This window comes from Fictibacillus nanhaiensis, from assembly GCF_042686385.1.
GTDB lineage: Bacteria > Bacillota > Bacilli > Bacillales > Fictibacillaceae > Fictibacillus > Fictibacillus nanhaiensis.
The window spans coordinates 2316568-2336771 of the sequence record NZ_JBHUPF010000006.1 but is presented as its reverse complement, the minus strand read 5'-3'; the positions used below and the strand labels follow the sequence as shown (position 1 = coordinate 2336771).

The 20204-nt window shown below is 39.5% G+C and carries 22 protein-coding genes; all 22 read left to right on the top strand.

Annotated features, from left to right (window positions below):
* Positions 1-37: 37 nt before the first annotated feature.
* The 22 genes from ACFS5O_RS15560 (at position 38) to ACFS5O_RS15455 (ending at position 20180) form a co-directional block, all read left to right on the top strand.
* The gene (locus ACFS5O_RS15560) at positions 38-196 is read left to right on the top strand and encodes a small, acid-soluble spore protein, alpha/beta type (protein WP_137789681.1); all 159 of its coding nucleotides are present in this window, start codon (positions 38-40) and stop codon (positions 194-196) included.
* A 201-nt stretch (positions 197-397) separates the two neighbouring features.
* The gene (gene sucC / locus ACFS5O_RS15555; protein WP_066393619.1) at positions 398-1558 is read left to right on the top strand and encodes an ADP-forming succinate--CoA ligase subunit beta; all 1161 of its coding nucleotides are present in this window, start codon (positions 398-400) and stop codon (positions 1556-1558) included.
* A gap of 34 nt (positions 1559-1592) precedes the next feature.
* Complete coding sequence (gene sucD, locus ACFS5O_RS15550; RefSeq protein WP_144700799.1) at positions 1593-2507, top strand: succinate--CoA ligase subunit alpha; 915 nt, start codon at positions 1593-1595, stop codon at positions 2505-2507.
* 78 nt (positions 2508-2585) lie between these two features.
* On the top strand, positions 2586-3452 hold the full coding sequence (dprA, locus tag ACFS5O_RS15545; RefSeq protein WP_205726095.1) for a DNA-processing protein DprA: 867 nt from the start codon (positions 2586-2588) through the stop codon (positions 3450-3452).
* A 99-nt stretch (positions 3453-3551) separates the two neighbouring features.
* Positions 3552-5627 (top strand): type I DNA topoisomerase, encoded by a 2076-nt coding sequence (topA, locus tag ACFS5O_RS15540; RefSeq protein WP_205726096.1) that lies wholly within the window; start codon positions 3552-3554, stop codon positions 5625-5627.
* 13 nt (positions 5628-5640) lie between these two features.
* Positions 5641-6945 carry an FADH(2)-oxidizing methylenetetrahydrofolate--tRNA-(uracil(54)-C(5))-methyltransferase TrmFO gene (trmFO, locus tag ACFS5O_RS15535; RefSeq protein WP_066393637.1) on the top strand — a complete coding sequence of 435 codons (1305 nt, stop codon included), beginning with the start codon at positions 5641-5643 and terminating at the stop codon, positions 6943-6945.
* Positions 6946-7006: 61 nt separating this feature from the next.
* Positions 7007-7912, top strand: a complete 906-nt coding sequence (gene xerC, locus ACFS5O_RS15530; RefSeq protein WP_205727257.1) for a tyrosine recombinase XerC — start codon at positions 7007-7009, stop codon at positions 7910-7912.
* Positions 7913-7936: 24 nt separating this feature from the next.
* Positions 7937-8476, top strand: a complete 540-nt coding sequence (gene hslV / locus ACFS5O_RS15525) for an ATP-dependent protease subunit HslV (protein ID WP_205726097.1) — start codon at positions 7937-7939, stop codon at positions 8474-8476.
* Positions 8477-8496: 20 nt separating this feature from the next.
* A complete protein-coding gene (gene hslU / locus ACFS5O_RS15520) occupies positions 8497-9891 on the top strand; it encodes an ATP-dependent protease ATPase subunit HslU (RefSeq protein ID WP_205726098.1) in 1395 nt (464 codons plus the stop codon).
* A gap of 24 nt (positions 9892-9915) precedes the next feature.
* Positions 9916-10695 carry a GTP-sensing pleiotropic transcriptional regulator CodY gene (gene codY / locus ACFS5O_RS15515; RefSeq protein ID WP_066393642.1) on the top strand — a complete coding sequence of 260 codons (780 nt, stop codon included), beginning with the start codon at positions 9916-9918 and terminating at the stop codon, positions 10693-10695.
* 501 nt (positions 10696-11196) lie between these two features.
* Positions 11197-11559, top strand: coding sequence for a flagellar basal body rod protein FlgB (gene flgB / locus ACFS5O_RS15510; RefSeq protein WP_205727258.1), 363 nt, complete (start codon positions 11197-11199; stop codon positions 11557-11559).
* Positions 11560-11561: 2 nt separating this feature from the next.
* Positions 11562-12008, top strand: a complete 447-nt coding sequence (flgC, locus tag ACFS5O_RS15505; RefSeq protein ID WP_205726099.1) for a flagellar basal body rod protein FlgC — start codon at positions 11562-11564, stop codon at positions 12006-12008.
* A gap of 13 nt (positions 12009-12021) precedes the next feature.
* Positions 12022-12321, top strand: a complete 300-nt coding sequence (gene fliE, locus ACFS5O_RS15500; protein ID WP_205726100.1) for a flagellar hook-basal body complex protein FliE — start codon at positions 12022-12024, stop codon at positions 12319-12321.
* Positions 12322-12402: 81 nt separating this feature from the next.
* Entirely contained in the window at positions 12403-13995 is a 1593-nt protein-coding gene (fliF, locus tag ACFS5O_RS15495; RefSeq protein WP_205726101.1) for a flagellar basal-body MS-ring/collar protein FliF, read from the top strand.
* Positions 13996-14009: 14 nt separating this feature from the next.
* Positions 14010-15023: a flagellar motor switch protein FliG gene (gene fliG, locus ACFS5O_RS15490; RefSeq protein WP_066393658.1), complete on the top strand. Its 1014-nt coding sequence runs from the start codon at positions 14010-14012 to the stop codon at positions 15021-15023.
* Positions 15016-15813: a flagellar assembly protein FliH gene (gene fliH, locus ACFS5O_RS15485; RefSeq protein ID WP_205726102.1), complete on the top strand. Its 798-nt coding sequence runs from the start codon at positions 15016-15018 to the stop codon at positions 15811-15813. The genes fliG and fliH overlap by 8 nt, the downstream gene beginning before the upstream one ends.
* On the top strand, positions 15810-17126 hold the full coding sequence (gene fliI, locus ACFS5O_RS15480) for a flagellar protein export ATPase FliI (protein ID WP_205726103.1): 1317 nt from the start codon (positions 15810-15812) through the stop codon (positions 17124-17126). The genes fliH and fliI overlap by 4 nt, the downstream gene beginning before the upstream one ends.
* A complete protein-coding gene (fliJ, locus tag ACFS5O_RS15475; protein ID WP_205726104.1) occupies positions 17126-17563 on the top strand; it encodes a flagellar export protein FliJ in 438 nt (145 codons plus the stop codon). Before fliI ends, fliJ begins: the two co-directional genes overlap by 1 nt.
* 17 nt (positions 17564-17580) lie before the next feature.
* Positions 17581-18147 carry a MotE family protein gene (locus tag ACFS5O_RS15470; RefSeq protein ID WP_205726105.1) on the top strand — a complete coding sequence of 189 codons (567 nt, stop codon included), beginning with the start codon at positions 17581-17583 and terminating at the stop codon, positions 18145-18147.
* A gap of 26 nt (positions 18148-18173) precedes the next feature.
* Entirely contained in the window at positions 18174-19334 is a 1161-nt protein-coding gene (locus tag ACFS5O_RS15465; protein WP_318300275.1) for a flagellar hook-length control protein FliK, read from the top strand.
* Between the two features lie 6 nt (positions 19335-19340).
* Positions 19341-19793 (top strand): flagellar hook assembly protein FlgD, encoded by a 453-nt coding sequence (gene flgD, locus ACFS5O_RS15460; RefSeq protein WP_205726107.1) that lies wholly within the window; start codon positions 19341-19343, stop codon positions 19791-19793.
* Between the two features lie 12 nt (positions 19794-19805).
* Positions 19806-20180: a TIGR02530 family flagellar biosynthesis protein gene (locus tag ACFS5O_RS15455; protein WP_205726108.1), complete on the top strand. Its 375-nt coding sequence runs from the start codon at positions 19806-19808 to the stop codon at positions 20178-20180.
* Positions 20181-20204 lie beyond the last annotated feature (24 nt).

Genomic DNA, 20204 nt, shown 5'->3' with positions numbered 1-20204 from the left:
AAACGGGGCATTCCTATCTTAAAAGGAGTGTGTTTTAATGCCTAAAAATAAATTAGTTGTACAACAATCCGAGCAACTAGTGAACCAGTTTAAAGAAGAGATGGCTGAAGAGTTTGGCATGTACCGTTCAGCAGCCGAATCTGAAGCGATAACACCTAAAATTATCAAAAAACAGAAAAACGAAAAAAACAAATGAAATAAGAAGGTCTTTTCGTTCTTAAAGAGAACGAAAAAGCGTTGAAACCAAAGTCATTTTAAAATGATTTTGGTTTTTTATTTTGGTTAAAAAGCTGTATGCGCTTGCAATTTTCTGAAGAATAGTAGACATAATAGACTAGGTCTTATACAATGATAACGGTACTTTAAGTTTTCACCATGATAGGAGGATGGAGAGTAAATGAATATCCACGAATACCAAGGTAAAGAGATACTTAGAAAATATGGTGTGGCTGTTCCAAACGGGAAAGTAGCATTTACCGTTGAAGAAGCAGTAGAAGCTGCTAATGAGCTGGGGAGCACTGTATCTGTTGTTAAAGCACAGATCCACGCAGGTGGCCGCGGTAAAGCAGGTGGCGTTAAAGTCGCTAAAAATATTGATGAAGTGCGTACATACGCAAATGAAATCTTAGGAAAAGTTCTTGTAACTCATCAAACAGGTCCAGAAGGTAAAGAAGTTAAGCGCTTACTTATCGAAGAGGGCTGTGATATTAAGAAAGAATACTATATCGGTCTTGTATTAGATCGTGCAACTTCTAGTGTTGTTATGATGGGATCTGAAGAAGGCGGAACTGAAATTGAAGAAGTGGCTGAAAAGACACCTGAAAAAATCTTCAAAGAAGTAATCGATCCAGCGATCGGCCTTCAAGCATTCCAAGCAAGAAGACTTGCTTATAACATCAACATCCCTACTGAATTAGTAGGAAAAGCAGTGAAATTCATGATGGGTCTTTATACAGCTTTTGTTGAAAAAGACTGTTCAATCGCTGAAATCAATCCATTAGTTGTAACAGGTGACGGAAATGTTATGGCACTTGATGCAAAGATGAACTTTGATTCTAATGCTTTATACCGTCACAAAGACATCTTAGAATACAGAGATCTTGAAGAAGAAGATGCAAAAGAAATCGAAGCTTCAAAATATGATCTTAGCTACATTTCTCTAGATGGAAATATTGGCTGCATGGTTAATGGTGCTGGACTTGCTATGGCAACGATGGACATCATTAAACATTACGGCGGAGACCCGGCTAACTTCCTTGACGTTGGGGGCGGCGCAACTACTGAGAAGGTAACAGAAGCATTCAAGATCATTCTTTCTGACCAAAATGTTAAAGGAATCTTCGTTAACATCTTCGGTGGAATTATGAAATGTGATATCATCGCGAACGGTGTTGTTGAAGCAACGAAACAAGTTGGTCTTGAGTTACCTCTTGTTGTGCGCTTAGAAGGTACGAACGTTGATCTTGGTAAAAAGATTCTTAAAGAATCTGGTCTAAACATTACAGCTGCTGATTCTATGGCTGATGGTGCAGAGAAGATCGTAGCTTTAGTTAAGTAATAGAGAAAACATCGTAGGAAGGATGGATGGATGCATGAGCATTTTTATTAATAAAGATACAAAAGTTATCGTTCAAGGTATTACAGGTTCTGTTGGTCTTTTTCATACAAAACAAATGCTTGAATATGGTACGAAAATTGTAGGCGGTGTTACACCAGGTAAAGGTGGAACAGAAGTTGAAGGTCTTCCTGTTTTTAACACCGTTGTGGATGCAGTTAAAGAAACTGGAGCTAACGCTTCTGTTATCTATGTTCCTCCTGCATTTGCTGCAGAAGCGATCATCGAGGCTGTTGACGCTGAACTTGATCTAGCGATCTGTATTACTGAAGGTATTCCTGTAATGGACATGGTAAAAGTTAAACGTTATATGGAAGGCAAGAAGACTCGTCTAGTTGGTCCGAACTGCCCAGGTGTAATCACTCCTGAAGAATGTAAGATCGGTATCATGCCTGGATATATTCATACAAAAGGGCATGTTGGGGTTGTATCTCGTTCTGGTACATTAACGTATGAAGCTGTTCACCAGCTGACAGAGCGTGGAATCGGTCAATCTACAGCAGTAGGTATCGGTGGAGACCCAGTCAACGGAACTGACTTTATCGACGTCCTAAAGGCATTTAACGAAGATGAGGACACATATGCAGTAATCATGATCGGTGAGATCGGTGGAACGGCTGAAGAAGAAGCCGCTGAATGGGTTAAAGCGAACATGACGAAACCTGTAGTAGGATTCATCGGTGGACAAACTGCACCTCCAGGAAAACGTATGGGGCATGCTGGTGCGATCATCTCTGGTGGTAAAGGTACAGCAGATGAGAAGATCAAAACGATGAAAGCTTGTGGAATTAAAGTTGCAGCAACGCCTTCAGTTATGGGTGAAACTTTAGTTGAAGCTTTGAAAGAAAACGATTTATATGATCGCTGTGTAACAAATAAAGCAAAAGCGTAATAACGATTACAACGTGAAAAGCTCCCAGATCGGGAGCTTTTTGTTTACATTGATTTGTTTCATGAGGAGGAATGTAGTTTGGATAAAGAACGCTTAATTTTTCTTCATCATTGCGAAGGACTCACTTGGAACCATCTAAAATCAATAGTCGCCGCTGATCCTGAACTAAAATCTGTTTTTACCATGGATATTCGCATGTTGAGAATGTCGTTTGGACTGAGTGAACAAACGGCAAAGCGTCTCTATCAACACATGAAACAATATAATAGTACATACATAATGAAGAATCTTATGAGACATTCTATTTCAGCAGTAACAATTTTTGATAAAAATTACCCGCCGCTTTTAAAAAGTATTTATGATCCCCCATGGGTTCTTTACGGAAAAGGCGATTGGACTGTTCTAAATCGGGATAAAATGATTAGTGTGGTCGGTACTCGTAATCCTAGTAAACAAGGAAAACAAGCTTTGCAGAAAGTGCTTGAGCCATTAATTGATGATAACTGGATCGTGATAAGCGGATTAGCTAAAGGGATCGATACGTTTGCTCATGAGTTAAGTGTTCAGAACAACGCTCTGACTGCAGCTGTTTTAGGCTCAGGCTTATTACAGATCTATCCGAGAGAAAACAGAGAACTAGCGAAAAAAATTAGTGAACATGGCATTGTTATATCTGAGTTTTCCCCTCAGGTTACACCAAAACGCTGGCATTTTCCGCTTCGTAACCGTATAATAAGCGGTCTTAGCCGTGCAACGCTTGTTGCTGAAGCACGAACTAAAAGTGGTTCTTTAATTACAGCTGATCAAGCACTCGAACAAGGAAGAGATGTATTTGCGATACCAGGATCCATTTTAGAAGAGTGCGCGAACGGGACCAATTTTTTGATCCAAAATGGAGCAAAATTAGTCATGAGTGCAGAAGATATACAGAATGAAAGTTTCTAACCGTTTTCATTTTAATGAGGAAACAGTTTGACAAATGCAGATACATTATTTAATAATAGGGAAGATTTCACTAAACCCTTAAAGGGGGATAAACTGTAAATGGAAAAATATTTAGTCATTGTTGAGTCTCCCGCAAAAGCAAAGACAATAAAAAAGTACCTAGGGAGTAAATATGACGTTAAAGCATCTATGGGACATGTTCGTGATCTTCCCAGAAGTCAGACTGGGGTCGATGTAGATGCAAACTATGAACCGAAATACATCACGATTCGAGGCAAAGGGCCAATTTTAAAAGACTTGAAAACTGCAGCGAAAAAAGCAAAACGTATTTTTCTCGCAGCTGACCCGGATCGCGAAGGTGAAGCAATTGCATGGCATCTTGCTCACAGTTTAGACATGGATTTAGATTCTGATTGTAGAGTTGTGTTTAATGAGATTACCAAAAATGCGATAAAAGATTCATTTAAACGACCAAGAAAGATCAATATGGACTTAGTCGATGCACAGCAAGCAAGAAGGGTGCTTGACAGACTAGTAGGTTATAAAGTCAGTCCGTTATTATGGAAGAAGATCAAAAAGGGATTGAGCGCTGGCCGTGTACAAACGGTTGCTGTCAGATTGATCGTTGAACGTGAAAAAGAAATAGAAGCTTTCCAGCCAGAAGAGTATTGGAAGATCAAAGGAATCTTTAGTGCTGCTGGAGAGGACTTTGAAGCTCAGTTCTACGGAACGGGCGGCAAAAAAAAAGAACTTTCCAACGAAGAAGAAGTAAAAGAGATTTTAAAGACGATAAAGGGGAAACAATTTAAGATCGATTCTGTTCAGAAAAAAGAAAGACGCCGAAATCCTTCGCCACCTTTCATCACTTCTTCACTTCAACAAGAAGCGGCTAGAAAACTAAATTTCCGAGCTAAAAAGACGATGATGCTTGCACAGCAATTATATGAAGGAATCGATCTTGGAAAAGAGGGTACGGTCGGTCTGATCACCTATATGCGTACAGATTCGACACGTATTTCAGATACAGCTAAGACAGAAGCTGCTGAATTCATCGAAAAAGAATATGGAGAGCAGTTCGTCAACAAATCACGAGTAGAGAAGAAATCCGGAAAGAACGCTCAGGATGCCCATGAAGCGATCCGTCCAACTTCTGTCATGTATCATCCCCGTGATCTAAAGAATTATCTTTCAAGAGATCAACTCAGATTATATAAGCTGATCTTTGAGCGATTCTTAGCGAGCCAAATGGCATCAGCCGTTCTTGATACGATGACAGTGGATCTAGAGAACAACGGAATTAACTTCCGTGCGACTGGATCTAAAGTTAAGTTTCCTGGATTCATGAAAGTCTATGTTGAAGGCAATGATGATGGAAAAAAAGAAGAAGATCGTATTCTTCCAGATGTTCAAGAAGGCATGAAAGTAGAAAAGAAAGACCTTGAACCAACACAGCATTTTACACAGCCACCTCCGCGTTATACGGAAGCAAGACTTGTTCGTACGATGGAAGAACTGGGTATAGGCAGACCATCAACATACGCACCAACGCTTGATACGATTCAAAAACGTGGGTATGTAGCTCTAGACGAAAAGAAATTTGTTCCAACTGAACTTGGTGAGCTTGTGTTAGAGATGACACTAGAGTTTTTTCCAGAAGTTTTCAACGTTGAATTTACTGCCAAGATGGAAAGTGATCTTGACGAAGTAGAAGACGGGAAAGAAAACTGGATCAGAATAATCGATGACTTCTACAAAGGTTTTGAAAAGAAACTGAAGATTGCAGAAGAAGAAATGCAAAAAGTAGAGATTAAAGATGAGCCAGCCGGTGAAGATTGTGAGAAATGCGGACATGAGATGGTCTATAAGATGGGCCGTTTTGGAAAGTTTATGGCTTGTTCAAACTTCCCAGATTGCAGAAACACGAAACCGATCGTGAAAGAAATCGGTGTTACATGCCCAACTTGTCTTGAAGGAACAATCGTAGAACGAAAGAGCAAGAAAAAAAGACTTTTCTATGGATGTAACCGTTATCCAGAATGTGAATTCGTATCTTGGGATAAACCTATTGCCAGAACGTGTCCGAAGTGTAATAGTATGTTAGTAGAAAAGAAAACGAAAAAAGGCAAAGTCGTGCAATGTGTATCTTGCGATTATGCTGAAGAGGAAGCAAAGTAAGGAGTTTATCTTCATGAATCAACATGTTAACGTAATCGGAGCAGGCCTTGCTGGTAGTGAAGCAGCTTGGCAGATCGCTAGCCGAGGAATTCAAGTAAAATTATACGAGATGAGACCGGTTAGACAAACACCGGCTCATCACACAGAGAAGTTTGCAGAACTAGTATGTTCGAACTCACTTCGTGCCAATACACTAACGAACGCTGTCGGTGTATTAAAAGAAGAGATGAGAAAGTTAAACTCTGTTATTATTTCATCAGCAGATGATTGTGCTGTACCGGCTGGTGGAGCTCTGGCGGTCGACCGTCACGAATTTGCTAGTCTTGTGACAGAGCGAGTTAAGAATCATCCTAATGTTGAGGTGATCACGGAAGAAGTAACTGAGATCCCTGAAGGTCCGACTATTATTGCAACAGGACCTCTAACTTCTGATAACTTGTCAAAATCGTTGAACTCATTAACGGGAGAAGAGTATCTTTATTTTTATGATGCGGCTGCACCGATCATTGAAGTGGACAGCATCGACATGGACAAGGTGTATTTAAAGTCTCGTTATGACAAAGGCGAAGCAGCCTATCTAAACTGTCCGATGACAGAAGAAGAGTTTGACCGTTTTTATGAAGCGTTAATCACTTCTGAAACAGTGCCTCTAAAAGAATTTGAAAAAGAGATCTTTTTTGAAGGGTGTATGCCCGTTGAAGTTATGGCTAAAAGAGGAAAGAAAACGCTATTGTTCGGACCGATGAAACCTGTTGGTCTCGAAGATCCGAAAACAGGCAAGATTCCTTATGCGGTAGTTCAATTAAGACAAGATAACAGTGCAGGAACGCTATATAATATTGTAGGTTTCCAAACACACCTTAAATGGGGGCCTCAAAAAGAGCTTTTAAGACTGATTCCAGGCTTAGAGAACGCTGAAGTAGTACGTTACGGCGTAATGCATCGCAACACGTTCTTGAACTCTCCACGCCTCTTAGAAGAGACGTATCAGTTAAAAGCTAGAAAAGACCTTTTCTTTGCAGGTCAGATGACTGGTGTTGAAGGGTATGTTGAAAGTGCCGCTTCAGGTTTGATCGCAGGAATTAATGCTGCAAAGTTAATCAAAGGTGAAGAACTAGCTGTCTTCCCGAAAGAAACAGCGATCGGAAGCATGGCATATTATATTACGACTGCTAATCCTGATAATTTTCAGCCGATGAATGCTAACTTTGGTCTTCTTCCACCACTTGAAAAGAGAATCAAAAACAAACAAGAGCGTAATACAGCTCTAGCTGATAGAGCATTGGAAACAATTCAGAATTTTATAACAAATTTGTGAACATGTATTGATTTAGCCCCTAAATTGTGTTACGATTTAGGGGCTTTGTGAGGTGTATGAAATGGTATCAGAACGCCAACACGTGGTGGATTTCTTGAATTATTTAATGATCGAGAAGAACTGTTCACCTTATACGATTGAACACTATGAAAAAGACATTAATGATTTTACTTCTTTTTTGAAACAGCAAGCAATCGAAGGATTCGCTGCTGTTTCTTATGTTTTAGTCAGGCAATATTTAGTGACCCTTCATGAGAAGAAGTATGCTCGTAATACAGTAGCAAGAAAGATATCAGCGATGAGAAGCTTTTATCGTTTTCTAAACCGCGAAAAGATCATTGAAGAACATAATCCTTTCGCTATGGCATCACTCCCTAAAAAAGCAAGAATGCTTCCTCAATTTCTTTATGAAAAAGAGTTGGAGAGGCTTTTTAATGTGTCTGATGTTACAACGGCTATGGGACAGAGAAATCAAGCCATCCTCGAAATATTGTACGGAACTGGTATTCGTGTCAGTGAATTGTGTAAGATGGAATTGAGAGATCTTGATTTGACTGTAGAAATAGCACTTGTTAAAGGAAAAGGTAAAAAAGAAAGATATGTTCCAATCGGATCGTTTGCGAGAGAAACGCTTGAAAAGTATATACAGGACGGTCGCAAGTTGCTTATAGAAAAAACGGAGAAAAAGTCCGATGCATTATTTTTAAACTATAAAGGGGAACCTTTAACCGTTAGAGGCGTAAGAACTATATTAAATAAACTAATTGAGGAATCCTCCCTTACCATACATATCAGCCCGCATGTTTTGCGACATACGTTCGCGACGCACATGCTGAATGAAGGCGCAGATCTTAGAGCGGTTCAGGAACTTTTAGGGCATGCGAACCTTTCCTCTACACAAGTTTATACACACGTTTCAAAAAGCCATTTAAAAAAAATCTATAATAATGCGCATCCTCGAGCATAAAAACAAAAAGGGAGGGATTTTTCAATGTCAACATTTCATGCTACTACAATTTTTGCGATTCAGCATAACGGCAAGGCCGCTATGACTGGAGATGGTCAGGTAACGTTCGGCAACGCAGTTGTAATGAAACACACAGCCAGAAAGGTAAGAAAGCTCTTCGGAGGAAAAGTGCTTGCGGGATTTGCTGGCTCGGTTGCAGACGCATTTACGCTTTATGAAAAGTTTGAGAGCAAATTAGAAGAATACAGTGGAAACCTGCAGCGTGCATCAGTAGAGATGGCTAAAGAATGGAGAACAGATCAAGTTCTCAGAAAGCTTGAAGCTCTATTGATCGTTATAAACGAAGAGCATATGTTATTGATTTCAGGAACTGGTGAAGTAATCGAGCCGGATGATGGGATTCTCGCGATCGGATCAGGTGGGAATTATGCTCTTGCCGCTGGTCGGGCACTGAAGAATCATGCACCTGAACTTTCTGCAAAAGAAATCGCTCTTGCAGCCTTAAAGACTGCTGGCGAAATTTGTGTGTACACGAACACGGAGATTGTTTTAGAAGAATTGTAAAAAGTAAAGGAGCGGTTGCAATGAACAGTCAATTAACTCCAAGGCAGATTGTTGAAAAATTAGACCAGTATATTATCGGTCAAAACGATGCGAAGAAAGCTGTTGCTGTTGCGCTTCGTAATCGTTATAGAAGAAGTTTGCTTGACGACAAGCTTCGTGATGAAGTCTCACCTAAAAATATTCTGATGATCGGGCCGACCGGCGTAGGGAAGACAGAGATAGCGAGAAGGTTAGCAAAACTAGCTCAAGCTCCTTTTATTAAACTTGAAGCAACTAAATTTACTGAGGTGGGTTATGTTGGCCGTGACGTTGATTCGATGGTCCGTGATCTAGTAGAAACTTCAGTAAGGCTAGTTAAAGAGCTTAAGATGAACGATGTAAAAGACAAAGCTGAACAAAATGCGAATAAGAGACTTGTAGAGCTTTTAGTTCCTGGTAAGAAAACAGAAACAAGTTTTAAAAATCCATTAGAGATGTTCTTTGGTGGAGGTAATCAAGAGCAAGAACAAAAGCCACAGCAAGATGACGCTGCAGATCTTAGACAGCGACGCAACCAAATGGCTCAAAAGCTTGCGCTCGGAGAGATGGAGGATCATCTTGTTACAGTAGAAGTAGAAGAGCAGAACCCTTCGATGCTAGACATGTTCCAAGGTTCAGGACTTGAACAAGTGGGAATGAACATGCAGGACATGATCGGTGGACTTATGCCGAAGAAAAAGAAAAAACGGAAACTTACAGTTCGAGAAGCTCGTAAAGTGTTAACACAAGATGAAGCGGCAAAGCTCATCGATATGGACGATGTTACGAGTGAAGCTGTTTACAAGACCGAACAAACAGGTATTATATTTATAGATGAGATCGATAAGATTGCAGGAAAGAACCAAAACTCTGCTGATGTGAGCCGTGAAGGTGTACAGCGAGACATCCTTCCGATCGTAGAAGGTTCTACAGTGATGACGAAGTATGGCTCGATCAAGACAGATCATATCCTGTTTATCGCAGCTGGAGCTTTTCACATTTCAAAGCCTTCAGATCTCATTCCTGAGTTGCAAGGAAGATTTCCGATCAGAGTTGAACTAAATAGCTTGTCTGTTGAGGATTTTACACGTATATTAATAGAGCCTGATAATGCGATCATAAAACAGTATAAAGCTCTATTGAGTACGGAAGGTATAAATGTTGAATTTTCTGACGATGCTATTGCTAAGATTGCAAGCATTGCCTATGAAGTGAATCAAGACACCGATAATATTGGTGCACGTAGACTTCATACCATATTAGAACGCTTATTAGAAGATCTATCTTTTGAAGCGCCTGATATCAGCTTAGATCAAATTACCATTACACCCGAGTATGTAGAAGAAAAACTGGCTAACATCGCAAAGAACAAGGATCTGAGCCAATATATATTATAGGATGCAGTAGGAGGAAGAAATACAATGAATTTATTGAACAAAGCAAGAAGTATCAACTCGATGCTTCAACAAACAGGTGGTAAACAAGTAAACTTTAAAGAGATGGCTGAAACACTTAGTACGGTGATCGAAGCAAATATATTTGTGGTCAGCCGTCGAGGTAAACTGCTAGGTCTCGCTCTTAAACAAGAAATTGAAAACGAGCGTATGAAGAAGATGATCGAGGATCGTCAATTCCCTACAGATTACACAAAAAATCTTTTCAACATTACAGAGTCTCTTTCAAACATTGATATAGAGAGCGATTATACAGCGTTTCCTGTAGAAAACAAAGATTTGTTCTCAACAGGATTAACGACGATTGTTCCGATCGTAGGTGGTGGTGAAAGACTAGGAACTCTTATTCTTTCAAGACTATCCACATCTTTCGAAGAAGATGATCTCGTTCTAGCAGAGTACGGCGCTACAGTTGTTGGAATGGAGATCCTTCGTGAAAAAGCGGAAGAGATCGAAGAAGAAGCTCGTAACAAAGCGGTTGTTCAAATGGCGATCAGTTCATTATCATATAGTGAGCTAGAAGCGATTGAACACATCTTCGAAGAATTAGAAGGAAATGAAGGGTTGCTTGTAGCAAGTAAGATTGCAGACAGAGTGGGTATTACTCGATCAGTAATCGTGAACGCTCTTCGTAAATTAGAGAGTGCTGGTGTAATTGAATCACGTTCTTTAGGTATGAAGGGAACGTATATTAAAGTGTTGAACGATAAGTTCTTGCTTGAACTTGAAAAGCTTAAAACTTCATAATAACCAATAATAAGAACCAGCTCTGTAAATCAGAGCTGGTTCTTTTGTTTTAAAAAATAATATTTACGAATTATGAATTTCATGTTCATTTGTACATTCAGAGAGTATTTGACTCCCGTGCCCTCAATCAACATTTTCCAGATGTTTTATACGTGAACTCGTTCGGAACAATTGTTGAAGAAAACAATTAATATTTGTTTATTGTAAATAATAAACATCAAAAAGGCCGGAATTGTAAATATTTGTCGATTGTGTACGAATGTGGTATAGAGGTACCAAAAGTAGTATAAATATAGGGATTTTATTACTAGTTTTCAAATTAGGCATAAAGTCACGGTCGAAATATAGTCCTTTCTATCGAAAAAAGTCAGTTTGGGAAAAAATACATAGACACTTTTTGGATATATCACTTAAAATATGATAGTGAGGTAAGATTTAACATAATATGAAACTTCTATAGTAAAAAAGAGGGAAGTGAAGAATTTGTTCTCTGGCTCAGTCATGAAAAACTTAGAAATGGCATTAGATGGATCAGCATTAAAACAAAAGACCATTTCAAATAACTTAGCTAATGTGGACACACCTGGATATAAAGCAAAAGAAACAGTTTTTAACCAGGAATTCAAAAAAAGCTTGCAAGCCTATCGAACAGATCAACGGCATTTTTCATTCGGTACTGAATCATCCTCTTCTTTTAGTGTAAGAGAAAAAACAAATACAGTGATGAATCATAACGGAAACAATGTTGACGTAGATAAAGAGATGGCAGAATTAGCGAAGAATCAGCTTTATTATCAGACACTTGTACAGCGAATCAATGGAAAGTTTAATTCGATTAAGATGGTTGTTAAAGGTGGGAGATAAATATGGGAGTATTTGATGCAATGAATGTATCAGCATCCGGTTTAACCGCTCAGCGGCTTAGAATGGATGTTGCTTCCTCTAATATGGCAAATGTCGATTCGACACGTGGGGAATATAAGAATGGTGTGTGGGAACCGTATCGACGTAAAATGGTCGTTTTAGGTTCGGGTGAATCTAGTTTTAAAAATATGTTTAATAAGGCCGTTAATAACGGAAAAATGGCTGGTGTTAAAGTAAATGGAATTGTGAAAGATGAAACGCCATTCAAAACGGTTTATCAGCCTGAACATCCTGATGCAAACGAAGAAGGATTTGTTCAGCTTCCGAATGTAGATCCATTAAAAGAGATGGTTGATCTAATGAGTGCTACTCGATCTTATGAAGCAAATGTTACAGCACTGAACGCAGCAAAAGGAATGTATTTAAAAGCATTAGAAATTGGCCGTTAGGAGTGTTGAAAACATGGACAAAATATCAATCGGTTCACTTCAGAATATTAGTAATCCAACTTCCGTTGCAAAAGTGACACCATATGAAGCTCAAGAAGATTTTAAAAGTTACCTTAAAGGTGCGCTAGAAACGTTGAGTGAAACACAAGCACAATCGAATCAGGCTACTCAAGGTTTGATGAATGGAAATATGGATAACCTCCATCAAGTGATGATTACGGCCGAAAAAGCAAGTGTGACGATGCAAACAACTCTTGAGATTCGTAATAAAGTTGTTGAGGCCTACCAAGAAATCATGAGGATGCAAGTATAGTCTCTATTACATATTTCGATATTAGCATTCGATTTTGGGGGTAGCTGTTAAAAATTTTTATTGCGTTTATCGGGGGAAAAAATGAAAGAAAAATGGAAAAACATCATCAAGCAAACGACAGAGCGATTTAAAACTCGTTCCAATGTACAAAAGGGAATGATTCTCGGAGGAATCTTTCTCATAATCACAGCATTCATCTTTGTAACCATCATGATGTCATCACCTAACCTTGTTCCTTTGTATTCAAATCTTTCCCCTCAGGAAGCAGGCCAAATACAAGAGAATTTAAATAGCAAAGGTGTCGCGAATGAAGTCCAAGATGGCGGCAAAACCATACTGGTTCCTGAAGAACAGGTAAACAACCTGCAAGTGCAGCTTGCCGCAGAAGGATTGCCTGAAAGCGGAAATATCGATTTCTCCTATTTTGGTGAAAAATCAGGTTTTGGAATAACAGATAAAGAATTCGGTGTGTTAGAAAGAGAAGCCACACAAACAGAGATTGCTAGTTTAATCAAGAGCATCAACGGGGTTGAAGATGCAAGCGTAATGATCACCTTACCTGAAAGCAGTGTCTGGGTGAATCAAGAAGAAGAGAAAGCATCAGCTTCTGTTGTTCTTTCTTTAGCAGCGGGAGCTAAATTAAATGAAGATCAAGTGAAAGCACTCTATCATCTCGTTTCAAAGAGTGTGAGTAACCTTCCTATGGAGAATATCGTCATCACAGATCAATACTTTAATTATTACGATTTGAATTCTGTAAACTCTACAGCTTCAGCTTCAAAATACGAAGAGCAGAGAAAGATTAAGCAGGATGTTGAAAGAGACTTACAACGAAGAGTTCAACAGATGTTATCAACGATCATGGGACAAGGGAAAGTAGTCGCTACAGTGACAACAGATATTGACTTTACGGAAGAAAAACGTGAAGAGAATATTGTAGAGCCTGTTGACAAAGAAAACATGAAAGGCATCGAAGTAAGCGTAGAGCGGATAAGAGAAACGTTTACTGGAGAAGGTGCAGGAGAAGGTGGAGTCGGGGGGACGGGTGATCAAGAGGTACCTACCTACCCAGGTTCGGCTGCTGGTTCAAACGGAGACTATGAAAAAGTAGAAGAACGTATCAATAACGAAGTGAACAAGATTCGTAAAGAAATTGTAGAAAGTCCTTATGAGATACGCGATCTAGGTATTCAGGTCATGGTGGAGCCTCCAACTCCTAATAAACCAGAATCATTACCACAAGAAAGATTAGATGATATTGAACAAATTTTGAGTGCAATCGTAAGAACAAGTATCTCTAAAGATATTAATGAAACATTATCAGAAGATGATATACAAGAAAAAATATTTGTATCTGCACAGCCGTTCAACGGCAAGCAAGAAGTAAGCAAAGCGTCTACAGGTATTCCATTCTGGATCTACATTGTCGGTGGCATCTTATTAATCGTCATTATTCTATTAATCTTCCTGCTGTCTCGAAAAAGAAAAACAGAGACTGATACCAAGATTGAAGAATTCGAGATGGATGAGCCACAAGAGTCTTACTACGTGCCTGATGTAAACCAAGAAAAAGGTTCTGAAGGAACCGTTCGTAAGGAACAATTAGAAAGAATGGCAAAAGAAAAGCCGGAAGAATTCGCTAAATTAGTTAGAACATGGATTTCAGAGGAGTAAGGAGGTAACGAACGATGGCAAAAGGCATGAAAGAACTTTCTGGGAAAGAGAAAGCGGCAATCCTCGTTATCTCTTTAGGTCCAGATGTAGCTGCTCAAGTATATAAACATTTAAGTGAAGAAGAGATTGAAAGATTAACACTTCAAATCTCACAAGTTAGAAAAGTAGATTCAACATTAAAAGATGAGATCATCACACAATTTCATCAGTTAGCTCTTGCGCAAGATTATATTACCCAAGGTGGAATCGGCTATGCGAAGACGGTACTCGAAAAAGCGGTAGGTAAAGACGAAGCGATGCAGATCATCAACCGTTTAACATCCACTTTACAAGTGAGGCCGTTTGACTTCGCTCGAAAAGCAGATCCGGGACAGATATTAAACTTTATACAAAACGAGCACCCTCAAACGATTGCTCTGATTCTGTCTTACTTGGATTCATCACAGGCTGGGCAGATTCTCTCTGAACTTCCACAAGAGATGCAAGCTGATATAGCGAAAAGGATCGCATTAATGGATCGAACATCTCCTGAAGTGATTAATGAAGTGGAACAGATCTTAGAAAGAAAGTTATCTGCTACTGTTACACAGGATTTCACACAAGCTGGTGGAGTAGAAGCCGTTGTGGAGGTGCTAAACGGTGTAGACCGTAGTACTGAACGGACGATCCTGGATGCACTTGAAATACAAGATCCTGAGTTAGCGGAAGAGATCAAGAAAAGAATGTTTGTCTTTGAAGATATCGTTACGCTTGATAATCGTGCGATTCAAAGAGTTATTCGTGAAGTGCAGAACGAGGATCTACTCCTTGCTTTACGTGCATCTAGCGAGGAAGTAAAAGAAGTGATGTTCAATAACATGTCACAACGTATGGCTGAAAACTTTAAAGAAGAAATGGAATTTATGGGTCCTGTTCGACTTCGTGATGTAGAAGAAGCTCAGTCTAGAATCGTTGGAACCATCAGAAGACTTGAAGAAGCCGGAGAGCTCGTGATCGCTCGAGGCGGAGGAGATGATGTGATTGTCTAAAGTCATAAAATCTTTTCACGATCACAAAGAGAAGTCTGAAACAAGCGAAGTCGTTATAGGAATTCAGTCACTTTCATTATTTAAAACGAAAAACCATGCAATTTTAGAAGTAGAGGACGAAGAATCGAAGGTCATCTACATTAAAAATCAAGCGTATAACCTGCTTGAAGAAGCAAAAAGAGAGGCTGCTTCTATAACGAAGGAAGCAGAAGAATACAAAGAGGCCCATATAAAAAGGTTAGCTGAGGAAGAGACTCTCTGGAAAGAGAAGTTAGAAGCGGCTTATGAACAAGCGAAGCATGAAGGATATGACGCTGGCTTTCAAAATGGTCTAGAGCAAGGGCACGAAAGCTGGGCTTCACAATTGAATGAAGTCAAGAGCTTTATAGATACATTGAGGAACGATTACCATAACATCTTAAGTGAAGCAGAGCCACAGATGACCATTCTTGCCATGGCAGCCGCTGAAAAAATCTTAGGAGAAACGTTACGACATGCTCCTGAAACATGGATTTCTATCGTAAAGAAACTTGTTAAAGAAGCTCGAGAGTTTGAAGAGATCAAACTATATGTTCCTCCACATTGGTTTGAACTCACTCAAAACCATCGTGAAGAACTAAAGAACATTCTTCAATCGACAGCGACTCTTTTCATCTATCCAGATGAGAACTTGACCGAGAATGGTGCAATAATCGAGTTTCCTTTTGGGAAGATCGATGCAACACTTGACGTTCAGCTTAAAGAGCTTCGTGAAAAATTGCTAGAACAACTTGAGGTGTCAGATCAATGAACGTGGAACACATGATCGAGTCCCTTCAATCAATCGATTCCTATAAAAGATATGGAAAAGTGATTCGAGTTGTAGGCTTAATGATCGAATCTAAAGGACCAAAAACGTCTATCGGTGAGGTCTGTTATATCCACATGGGGAACAACAAGCAAAAAATTAAAGCAGAAGTAGTCGGCTTTCAGGAAGAAAATGTTTTGTTGATGCCGTTTACGTATGTAAAGCATATTGCAGTTGGCAGTTTGGTAGAAGCCACACATCGTGCGCTAGAAATAAAGGTTGGACCTTCTTTGATCGGAAAAGTACTTGATGGTATGGGTGTTCCATTGGATGGTTCTCCTCTACCTCGCGGATTGTTTCGTTATCCTTCAGAGAACGAGCCGCCTAATCCAATGGAAAGACCAAGAATTCATGAAAGTATTCAGCTTGGTATCCGGTCGATCGATAGTTTGCTAACCGTGGGAAAAGGACAGCGGGTAGGTATTTTTGCTGGGAGTGGTGTAGGTAAGAGTACGCTGCTCGGTATGGTAGCACGTAATTCGACAGCTGATCTAAATGTGATCGCACTAATCGGTGAACGAGGACGTGAAGTTCTTGACTTTATCGAGCGAGATCTAGGTGAAGAAGGTTTGAAGCGATCTATTGTAATCGTTGCGACTTCCGATCAACCCGCATTAATGCGGATAAAAGGTGCATTGACGGCAACGAGCATCGCTGAGTATTTTCGAGACCAGGGCAAGAACGTCATGTTGATGATGGATTCTGTAACACGCGTGGCTATGGCTCAACGTGAGATCGGCCTAGCTGTTGGAGAGCCACCAACAACAAAGGGATACACACCTAGCGTCTTTGCGGTTCTTCCAAAATTGTTAGAGCGTTCTGGAACGAATAAGAACGGAACGATTACAGCTTTTTATACCGTTTTAGTGGATGGAGACGATTTTAACGAACCGATCTCAGATACTGTCCGAGGCATTCTGGATGGACATTTTATCTTAGATCGAAACTTAGCCAATAAAGGACAGTTTCCTGCTGTTAATATTCTTAAGAGTATAAGCAGGGTGATGAATGATATTGTTCCGAAAGAACATCGGCAAGCGGCTGAACGTCTTCGAGAACTTCTTTCATCCTATGTGGAAGCAGAGGACTTGATCAACATTGGCGCATACAAAAGGGGTTCTTCTAAATCAGTGGATGAAGCCATTCAGATGTACCCTAGCATTCTGGCGTTTCTTAAACAGCAAGTAGATGAAGATGTTAGTTATGAACAAGCTCTAGAGCGGCTGTTGATTGAATTTGGGAAGGATGAACGTTGATGTCATTTCATTTTTCTATGGAAAAGGTATTGTCTGTTAAACAAAAAGAAAAAGAATCGATTGAACAAGAATTAGGAGAAGCTGTGCAAGCATTTGAGAGCATAGCAGAAGAGATATACAGTCTCCTGAAAAGGAAAGAAGACATCGAGAACCAATCGAACTATACCTTTCAACAAAGAATCGTAGTAAACGATCTACAGAATACACAGCGTTTTCTTTTGTCGATGACGAACAAGATCAAAGAATTACAGCCGCTGTTACAACGAGCAAGAGAGAGAATGCACGTTATTCAGCAAAGATTATTGCAGCAGTCCATTGAAGTGAAAAAATACGAAAAGCTAAAAGAAAGACAACTCATCGCATATAGAGTGGAAGTTGCTTCTTATGAAAGTAAGCAGAACGACGAATTTTCGGTATTGCGTTTTGCGAAGTCGTAAATAAATCAGGTGATCAGATGAAACAGAACGAAAAATCCAGCAGAATGGTTTGGTTTTTATTAGTAATCTTCGTCCCTTTCGTTTTTGCACTGACTGTTTTCGGAATCGTCCTTTCTTTTATGGGAGTGAACGTTTGGGAAGAAGCAAAAAACACGGGTAAGAATATACCCATTATCAAAAATGTTTTTAGCGAGAAAACGGATGTGGCTGTAACAAGCAATGTACAAGATAAGCAATGGAAATCAAAGTTCGATGAACAAGAAGATTACATTAAAGTACTATCCGCTGATCTGCAAAAGAAAGAAAAAGAAGTTACCGATCTAAAAAGCAATATTGCCGTCTTAGAAAAGCAAGTGGAAGATGCAGAAACGACTGTAAAAGAGGAAGAGAATGAACAAGTAAAAAAGATTTATGAAGCCATGTCAGCAAAAGATGCTGCAGCTGTTATGTCAGAGATGAACAATAATCAGATCATGGGCATCTTGATGCTTTTACAGTCTGAAACGCAAGCTGAGATCCTTTCCAAACTTGATGCAAAACGTGCAGCCGAGCTTACGGTTCTAATGGCAAACAAAACGCTATAAAAGGAGGTGTGAAAAACGTGCAATTAATGATTTCGCAGCCAGCGGCTTCAGGAGTGCAGTCTTCACCAGTATCTGGATCTGCTCAGAAAAATAGCAACATAGATTCTCTCTTTTCTCAACTGCTAGCATCTTCAGCTACTGAAAACGAGGGAGTAACAGAAGGTTTAGGAGAAATGATCGCAAGTATTCTAGGTAACATTGAGGGACTTGAATGGAGTTCAGAACTATTAGATAACGAAACTGTTCAATCATTATTAAACGATCTACCGCCTGAAATGAAAGAAGTGGTTGAGAAACTTCTTGAAAGCGAGATTGATTTTTCAGATATTGCAATAAACCCTTCGCCTGAGATGAAGCTAGCTCTATTGTTACAGCTTGTTGTTAATGAAGAAGTTGAGCCATTCTCGCAAAAAGACCAGAAGCAGATCACAGAAATGATCAGCCGATGGTTTCCAGGAGTAAAGCTTGACCAAAAAGATTCTCTAACAAAACAAACAGAGCAGATTTTTGGAGAGATTAAAAAGCTTCTAAGCGAATCATCGAGTAATGATAAGAATACTTTCTTAAAAGTTTTTGAGACACTCTCGGCCGAAAAAAAGGTGAAGAGCTTTGCGGACCAAGCTTTTCAGCGATACCTACCAACAGCAAAGTCAGTGGAAACTAATGTTTCAGCTTCTAAAGATCTTCAAACGGTACAGAGTCCACTTTCTCCTATAGAACAATGGACATTGAAAGTGCCTGTTACAGGAGGGGAAGGACAGAAGGAGCAGTTTGTTCGTGAGGTTCAACAAATTATATCAAGAGGAAAACTGTTCGTTACAGAATCTGGATTTACAAAGATGCAGATTCGATTAACACCTGAACATCTCGGCAATATAGAGATTCAACTGATCCAAAAACATGGTGAGATCACAGCAAAGATCATTGCATCCAGCCAAGGTGCGAAAGATGCCTTGGATAGTCAGCTCACACAATTAAAACAAGCTTTCACAAGTCAAGATATAGATTTTGAAAAGATCGATGTCTTTCTTAACGGAGACGAACAGACCTTTGATTTCCGTGATCAACATAATCAAGGATATGAAGATCAACAGCATGCAGATGAGAACATGTCTGAAGATGAGAAATCAGATCATCTATCATTCGATGAACAATTATCGCAGATGGTATTAAACGAAAAGGTGTGATGAGTGATGACTAAGATTTCTGAAGATCTGATGCTTTCTAATCATCAAGCAAAAACAAAGCAGACAGGATCAAACATTTTAGGAAAAGATGATTTTCTAAAGATATTAATCACGCAGCTTCAAAACCAAGACCCTACAAGTCCAATGCAAGACCGAGAGTTTATCGCACAGATGGCAAGCTTTTCATCACTAGAACAGATGACAAACATGAACCAAACGATGCAGCAATTTTTATCGTTCCAAACAGAATCTTCACTATTACAACAAAGTCAGATGATCGGTAAACAAGTAACCTACGAAACGGAAACAGTGGACGCAGAGGGTAATAAAAAGATTGAAGAAAAAGAAGCTGTAGTGAAATCGGTGTTGTTTGAAAAAGGATCTGTCATGTTGGAAATGAGTGATGGGACAAAGATCACAAGTTACCAAGTGATAAAAATAACACATCAGGCAAAGTAAGGAGTGGATAACATGAGCGAACGTATACACGCTCATCAATTGTACCAGCCGATGCTTTATCCGAAACATCGACAGCAGAAAAAAATAGATCAATCTTTTCAGTCAGTATTTCATAAAGAGCTTGAGAACCAACTCACGGTTAGTAAACACGCTCAAAAAAGACTGCAAGATAGAAATATTAAGATATCAGAAACAAGCTGGAACAACATAAGCAAAAAGGTGATCGAAGCGGGACAAAAAGGTATTAAAGATTCATTAGTGATCATGAAGAATGTCACGCTAGTCGTGAATGCGCCAAATCAAACCGTGATTACAGCGTTAGATCGAAACGAAAGTACATCTCAGATCTTTACGAACATCAATGGTGCCATCGTCATAGACGAATAAACGAGCTGGACCTTTACAGGAGGC